This is a genomic window from Orbaceae bacterium lpD02, assembly GCA_036251875.1.
GTDB lineage: Bacteria > Pseudomonadota > Gammaproteobacteria > Enterobacterales > Orbaceae > Orbus > Orbus sturtevantii.
In genome coordinates this window covers 1426614-1435284 of record CP133960.1, presented here as the reverse complement: position 1 = coordinate 1435284, position 8671 = coordinate 1426614, and the positions used below count along the sequence as shown (strand labels likewise).

Genomic DNA, 8671 nt, shown 5'->3' with positions numbered 1-8671 from the left:
GTCACTCAGAACCTAGGCTGACATTGTTAGTTTGAAAATTTAACTTCTGTTTTAACATTTCATAAGGTGTTTGTCCAGAATGAGCTGAATGGGGTCGGTGAAAATTATAAAAAGCTTCCCATTCAGCTAATTTTTGATGCAAATCGACATCATCAGTGTATTCAATTAATTGATAGAATTCTTGTTTATCAGTTAGATGAGAGCGCTCTACCTTACCATTTAATCGAGGTGTTCCTGGTTTTATATAAACATGTTCCATACCTAAATCATGAATATGTCAATTAAATTTTGATTGAAATTCATGCCCATTATCGGTTCGAATCGTTTTAATTCTAAAAGGAAACTTCTCAACCACATAGTTAATAAAATCAATGGCATTAAGTTGATTGTGTCGCTCATAAATTTTTAACGCTCTTATTCGTGTTGCATCATCTATGGCGGTATATTGGAAACGTTTAACTCGTTCACCTTGTGAATTTTTAAAAAATAGGAACTTTATATCGACTTGAACATGATGACCAGGAACTTGCTTTTGGTACCGTTTAAATGACGGTTTAGAGCGTTGGCGTTGGTTATTAGGGAGTCGATTGAGCTTGTTACGTAAAAGGACATAATAACAACCGGAACGTGATATTTTAATATTGTGAAATCGCATCAAATACCACGATATTTTTTGTGGTCCAAAATGGTAAGTTGTTCTTAAATAAATAATTTGCTCTTCAATCTCTTTAGCAATACGTAAAGACGGATTTTCTGGACAAGGTTTATTATTAATTAACCCTTTTTCACCATGCTTTTCATATGCCGCTCGCCACACATAATAAGTTTGTCTCGAAATAGAAAAATGACGACATGTTTTTGCAATATTCTTATGCTCTAGCCCATAATTTAATATTTTTAGTTTATGGGCTATCTCTTTCTTAGCTTTTATACTGATCATATTTAGACCTCCGACTATAGTTATAAAACACTAATTGTCTTCCTAGGTCTAGACTTTTATAGTTTATTTGACAATCAATATTTATAGGCTTATCTACAGAATAAAAAATCTTATGCTATTTCATACAAATAAAAATAATTTGTTTTTTTGTTAATATTTACACTATTTTAACGTAAATTTGTATCATTTAAGTAGATATAAAAATATATTTATGTATTATAGTTCGTTAAATTAATCTAATTGTATGTTTTGGTTTATAAAAATGCGTGTAATAAGTAGAATTTTGTTAACGGTACAAATTGTACTGCCTATCTTTACCAGTGCTCAGTCGATTGCGTCTGCCATTAATTTGGATGCAGAGGCGTTGAAAAATCACGAAGTACTATCAAAAGTAAAAAGTAGCTTACCGGAACTAACGAGCAAGTTAGCGTCTGATGGCAATAAAAATGTGTCAGGTGAGGAGCTGCTCGCCTCTGGGTTATCACGAACAGCGCAAATTGTATTAAGTGATAATAGCAATGACGCAGCCAAAGGCTGGTTAGAGAGTTCAGCTTATGGTTATTTAAGCGGTCAAATGCAGAGCTGGCTTAACCAGTATGGTAATGGCCGTATCCAAATTGGTAAAAGGACATTTAGTGCCGAGCTATTAATTCCATTGTTTGAAAATAGTAATCATCTTATTTTTTCGCAATCAAGGATCAACCGAGAAGATCAAAATAGAAAAATGGCAAATTTGGGACTCGGTTATCGCCACTTTTCTGACGATTGGATGTGGGGCGTTAACAGCTTTTACGATCGCGATTTAAAAAATGATAATGCCAGACTCGGAGCTGGATTAGAGCTTGGCGCCGATTATCTTCGCTTTTCAACCAATGGTTATTTCCGTCTAACCGATTGGCGTGAGTCAAAATTAAGTGATTTCGCTGATTATGATGAAAGACCCGCCAATGGGTTTGATGTTCGTGCGGAAGGGTATTTGCCAAGCTATCCAAACATTGGCGCCAATTTACAATATGAAAAATACTTTGGTGAGAATGTTAACCTGAAGGGATCTAGCTCGCTCAGTAACTTAAAAGATGACCCAGAAGCTTACCGCATTGGCTTATCATACACGCCCGTTCCGTTGTTTTCATTTAAAGTCGATCACGCGATGGGTGACGTCAATGAAACGACGGGTTTATTTGAGTTAAATTACCGCTTAGGTGTGCCATTAGATCAGCAGTTAGATAGTAACTTTGTCTCAGAAATGAGAACCCTTAAAGGCTCTCGCTATAACTTCGTTGATAGAAATAACTCAATTGTCATGCAGTACCAAAAGCAGGCGCTTTTAAGAATTGCCTTACCTAAAACGTTAGCGATACGAGCAACCGAGTCAGCAACCTTAACACCAACAATCACACAAAATAAAGGTAAGATCGATTATGTTGAGTGGTCAGCGCCATCGTTAATTGCGAAAGGGGGCACGTTAACAGCGAGTCCTTTCTATCCGTATATTGCAACCATTACAATGCCATTTTATGACAGCCTTTCAACATTAGATGGTAATAATTATGATGTTACAGCGGTCGCTGTTGATATCGACGGCAACCGTTCAAATATGGCCACAACGAGAGTGATTGTCTCGCCTGCGCCAATAGATGAAAAGATTTCAGCATTTACGATTTCACCGGATACCGATATTCTTGCCGATGGTAAAGCAACTGCTATTGTTAGCGTGCAGTTAATCGATGATATTGCCGCTAAACCATTGGCAAATATGGCGGTTGATTTTGCGATCATGAATGATAAGCGTGCATACCTTGACGGTTTTAAACTTGATGGTAATGAAGGGACAACCTTAACACAGATGACCGATAGTGAAGGGCATATTACCTTCCCAATTACCAGCACCACACCGGGTGATTATGCGCTAAGTGTCTCAGTTGATGGGCGTGAATTAGGCCGCGCTAGTATTTCATTTATGACAACTGCGAAAATTAGTGATGAAGAAATAGAAATAATTGGTGAGCCTATTGCAAATAGTGACGAAGGTGTGACCGTTAAGGTTAAAATTGTTGATGAAGATGGTCAGCCAGTCATTGGTGAGAAAGTTACCTTTACCGAAGCAGATGGCACCGTAACTATCGCAGAAACGGATTTTGAAGGCTTTGCGCATATTATTATTCTCAGCCCAAGACCGGGTAATAACGATTTACTGGTAAGAGTGGGTAATTCAGAGAAAAAAGTGCCTATTGATTTTAGCGCCGATCTCGGTACCGCAAAAATCGACAGTGACGCGCTGACAGTATTAACTAAAGATGACAAAAAGCGCGCTAATGGCACTGATACACATAAAGTGCAAGTGTTAGTTAAAGATGGTCGTAAAAATGTTGTGGCGGGTCAAAAAGTGACCTTTAGCGCAGATAATGGTGCAACGATCACTCAAGAAGTAACGACAGATGAAAACGGTCTAGCCGTTGCTGACGTTAAGAGTGATACTGTTGGAGAGAGCACTATTGTTGCAACGATGACCAACACCAAAAATAACTCTAGTCGTGCAGAGGCGAAGGTGTCCTTCGTTCAAGATAACAGTACGGCACACGTTGATGAGGGCAGTATTACGGTCACTGACGGTGTGGCTGGTGGTGAGGGCGCGACCGTCAAGGTTAAGGTGGTCGACAAAAATGGTGATATTATCGTGGGTGAAGATGTGAGCTTTACCGATGAAAACGGTAAAGTGACCACGGTTACCACCGATAAAGACGGTAATGCCGAGCTTGTTATTTCTAGTTCTAAGTCTGGGGCAAGCAAAGTCACGGTAAATGTCGGCGATTCAACACAAGAGATTGACATTAACTATGTGGCCGACAGCAGCACTGCGCACGTTGATGAAGGCAGTATTACCGTTACTGATGGCGTAGCCGGTGGTAAGGGTGCGACCGTTAAGGTTAAGGTAGTCGACAAAAACGGTAACGTTGTGGCTAACCAAGATGTGACCTTTACCGATGCCGATGGCGTCGTCAAGACCGTTAAAACCGATAAAGACGGTAATGCCGAGCTGACAGTTTCTAATCCAAAGGCTGGCGGAAGCAAAGTCACGGTAAACGTAGGTGATTCAACGCAAGAGATTGATATTAACTATGTGGCCGACAGCAGCACCGCGCACGTTGATGAAGGCAGTATTACGGTCACTGATGGCGTAGCCGGTGGTGAGGGCGCGACTGTTAAGGTTAAAGTGGTTGATAAAAACGGTAACGTGGTTGCTAACCAAGATGTGACCTTTACCGATGCCGATGGCGTCGTCAAAACGGTTAAAACTGATAAAGACGGTAATGCCGAGCTAACCGTATCTAATCCGAAGGCTGGCGGAAGCAAAGTCACAGTAAATGTCGGTGATTCAACGCAAGAGATTGACATTAACTATGTGGCCGACAGCAGCACCGCGCACGTTGATGAAGGTAGCATTACCGTCACTGATGGCGTAGCTGGCGGTGAGGGCGCGACTGTTAAGGTTAAAGTGGTTGACAAAAACGGTAACGTGGTGGCTAACCAAGATGTGACCTTTACCGATGCCGATGGCGTCATCAAGACAGTTAAAACCGATAAAGACGGTAATGCCGAGCTAACCGTCTCTAATCCGAAGGCTGGTGAAAGCAAAGTCACGGTAAATGTCGGTGATTCAACGCAAGAGATTGACATTAACTATGTGGCCGACAGCAGCACCGCGCACGTTGATGAAGGAAGTATTACCGTCACTGATGGCGTAGCCGGTGGTGAGGGCGCGACTGTTAAGGTTAAAGTGGTTGATAAAAACGGTAACGTGGTTGCTAACCAAGATGTGACCTTTACCGATGCCGATGGCGTTGTCAAAACGGTTAAAACTGATAAAGACGGTAATGCCGAGCTAATCGTATCTAATCCGAAGGCTGGCGGAAGCAAAGTCACGGTAAATGTCGGTGATTCAACGCAAGAGATTGACATTAACTATGTGGCCGACAGCAGCACCGCGCACGTTGATGAAGGTAGCATTACCGTTACTGATGGCGTAGCCGGTGGTAAGGGCGCGACCGTCAAGGTTAAAGTGGTTGATAAAAACGGTAACGTGGTCGCTAACCAAGATGTGACCTTTACCGATGCCGATGGCGTCGTCAAGACAGTTAAAACCGATAAAGACGGTAATGCCGAGTTGACAGTTTCTAATCCGAAGGCAGGCGGAAGCAAAGTCACGGTAAATGTGGGTGATGCAACGCAAGAGATTGACATTAACTATGTGGCCGACAGCAGCACCGCGCACGTTGATGAAGGCAGTATTACCGTCACTGATGGCGTAGCCGGTGGTAAGGGTGCGACCGTTAAGGTTAAGGTAGTCGACAAAAACGGTAACGTGGTGGCTAACCAAGATGTGACCTTTACCGATGCCGATGGCGTCGTCAAGACAGTTAAAACCGATAAAGACGGTAATGCCACACTGGTTGTAACAGGTAACAAACCTGGTAGTAACGCCGTGACCGTTAAAGTCGGTGATTCAACGCAAGAGATTGACATTAACTTTGTTGAAGATGATAGCGCCCATGTCGATGAAGGCAGTATTACGGTCACTGATGGCGTAGCCGGTGGTAAGGGGGCGACCGTCAAGGTTAAGGTAGTCGACAAAAACGGTAATATTATCGCGGGTGAAGATGTTTCATTTACGGATGAAAATGGTAAAGTGACCACGGTTACCACCGATAAAGACGGTAATGCCGAGCTTGTTGTTTCTAGTTCCAAGTCTGGGGCAAGTAAAGTTACAGTAAATGTCGGTGATTCAACGCAAGAGATTGATATTAACTTTGTGGCCGACAGCAGCACTGCGCACGTTGACGAAGGCAGTATTACCGTCACTGATGGCGTAGCCGGTGGTAAGGGCGCGACCGTTAAGGTTAAGGTGGTCGATAAAAACGGTAACGTGGTCGCTAACCAAGACGTGACCTTTACCGATGCCGATGGCGTCGTCAAGACCGTTAAAACTGATAAAGACGGTAACGCCGAGCTAACCGTATCTAATCCAAAGGCGGGTGAAAGCAAAGTCACGGTAAATGTCGGTGATTCAACGCAAGAGATTGACATTAACTATGTGGCCGACAGCAGCACCGCGCACGTTGATGAAGGCAGTATTACGGTCACTGATGGCGTAGCTGGTGGTAAGGGTGCGACTGTTAAGGTTAAAGTGGTTGACAAAAACGGTAACGTTGTGGCTAACCAAGACGTGACCTTTACCGATGCCGATGGCGTCGTCAAGACAGTTAAAACCGATAAAGACGGTAATGCCGAGTTGACAGTTTCTAATCCGAAGGCAGGCGGAAGCAAAGTCACGGTAAACGTAGGTGATTCAACGCAAGAGATTGACATTAACTATGTGGCCGACAGCAGCACCGCGCACGTTGATGAAGGCAGTATTACCGTTACTGATGGCGTCGCCGGTGGTAAGGGTGCGACCGTTAAGGTAAAAGTGGTTGACAAAAACGGTAACGTGGTGGCTAACCAAGATGTGACCTTTACCGATGCCGATGGCGTCGTCAAGACAGTTAAAACCGATAAAGACGGTAATGCCGAGCTAACCGTATCTAATCCAAAGGCTGGCGGAAGCAAAGTCACGGTAAATGTCGGTGATTCAACGCAAGAGATTGACATTAACTATGTGGCCGACAGCAGCACCGCGCACGTTGATGAAGGCAGTATTACCGTCACTGATGGCGTAGCCGGTGGTAAGGGTGCGACCGTTAAGGTTAAGGTAGTCGACAAAAACGGTAACGTGGTTGCTAACCAAGATGTGACCTTTACCGATGCCGATGGCGTCGTCAAGACAGTTAAAACCGATAAAGACGGTAATGCCGAGCTAACCGTATCTAATCCGAAGGCTGGCGGAAGCAAAGTCACGGTAAATGTCGGTGATTCAACGCAAGAGATTGACATTAACTATGTGGCCGACAGCAGCACCGCGCACGTTGATGAAGGTAGCATTACCGTTACTGATGGCGTAGCCGGTGGTAAGGGCGCGACCGTCAAGGTTAAAGTGGTTGATAAAAACGGTAACGTGGTCGCTAACCAAGACGTCACCTTTACCGATGCCGATGGCGTCGTCAAAACGGTTAAAACTGATAAAGACGGTAATGCCGAGCTAACCGTATCTAATCCGAAGGCGGGTGAAAGCAAAGTCACGGTAAATGTCGGTGATTCAACGCAAGAGATTGATATTAACTTTGTGGCAGATAAAGATACTGCAACACTTACTAAAGGTGATCTGATTGTTCTTACCGAAAATGAAGAGAAACTTGCTAACGGTACCGATATTCACCGAGTCCAAGTGACAGTGAAAGATAGACTGGGTAATGCAGTAGCCGAGCAAAAAGTAACCTTTAGTGCGGACAATGGTGCAACGGTTACCCAAGAAGTGATCACCAATGAAAATGGTATTGCTATTGCAGAGGTTACAAACAAAACTGGAGGAGACAGCGAAATAACTGCCTCGGTGACCAATACGAAAAATATTGTAAGCAGTGCAAACGTAAGTGTGACCTTTATTAGCAATATTCCTGAAGTTAATACAACTAAGTCAAGTGTGGCGTTAAGCACTACTAGAATAGTGAATAACGGCGCTACTTCTAGTACCACAGGAGGGAGCTCTACAGTCACCGTTACACTTCAGGATACTAGTGGTAACGCGATTAGCGGCATAGCGGATAGCATTATGCTAACGTCAGATAAAGCGGGTTTAAATATGCCGACAAATAAAAACGATACAGCGAATCGATTAGTGTTTAAGGAAACGGGCACCAATACGGGTATTTATACTGCTGCGATTAAGACTGCTGCAGTTGATAATAAATCGGCGGTTGGTGATTATCAGATTACGCTTTCATTTAATAATGGTATCACTTATACCAAGCAGTTAACATTTACGGTGTATACTTATCAGTTAGTAATGAATTACCCTAGCAGAGAAATTGGTCCAGGGATGATTTACGAATATAAAGTTTATGCTATTGATTCTGATACAGGAACAGTGAATACGTCCATAGTGCCAGGGACATATACGTGGTCATCAAGTAATGCATCGGTAGTTAGCGTTAACTCTGTGGGATGGGTTAAAGGGGAAAAACAATCAGATAATCAAATCACAGTGAAAGCAACACCAAGTAATGCTAAATTCAATGGAATCAGCTTAGGAGTTGCAACTGGATTGGTAAGTGTTACAGCTCTGGATTCGAGCCCTATTTATGGTGTCACTTCAAAATCGGATCCGTCTCCTGACTATCTGATTGCACCACCTGATTATCAATTGTTGGCTAGAACAGGTTCTATTGTTGATGCGATTGGCGAAACAGGAGGAACATTAGGCGATAAAAAATATATTACACAGACGGATAAAGTAACGAAGATTGAAGTTTTAATCTGCACGTATACAGTAAGAACGGGTTTAAGAAAATACGAAGATGTACCTGCTGTTGGCCAATTAATATTTCATTATAATTCTTCTAGTCCTATAGGAAAGATAGAAATAGGTAAAGGGGATTGTAAAGACAAGAAGGCAGTCCAAACTTTTACAATACCTGAAAACCAACAGTTTGTTGGATATCGGGCTTGGACGACCGAATTAATGAAAGTATATGGTGGTGTGGAAACACGTTATATTGCTGGAGTTCAACTTTATAGCGCTAAAAAATAAGGTGTAATATAAAAAAGGCCGCATGCGGCCCTTCAGATTGTTGACAA

At 42.8% G+C, this 8671-nt stretch carries 1 protein-coding gene and 1 pseudogene; one reads left to right on the top strand and one right to left on the bottom strand.

Going from position 1 to position 8671, the window contains the following annotated elements; genetic code table 11:
- Window position 1 precedes the first annotated feature (1 nt).
- Window positions 2-940, bottom strand: a pseudogene (locus RHO12_06280) (IS481 family transposase).
- Window positions 941-1202: 262 nt separating this feature from the next.
- Between RHO12_06280 and RHO12_06275 the strand changes: the two are divergent.
- Entirely contained in the window at window positions 1203-8624 is a 7422-nt protein-coding gene (locus RHO12_06275; protein WVD65001.1) for an Ig-like domain-containing protein, read from the top strand.
- The last annotated feature ends 47 nt before the right edge of the window (window positions 8625-8671 follow it).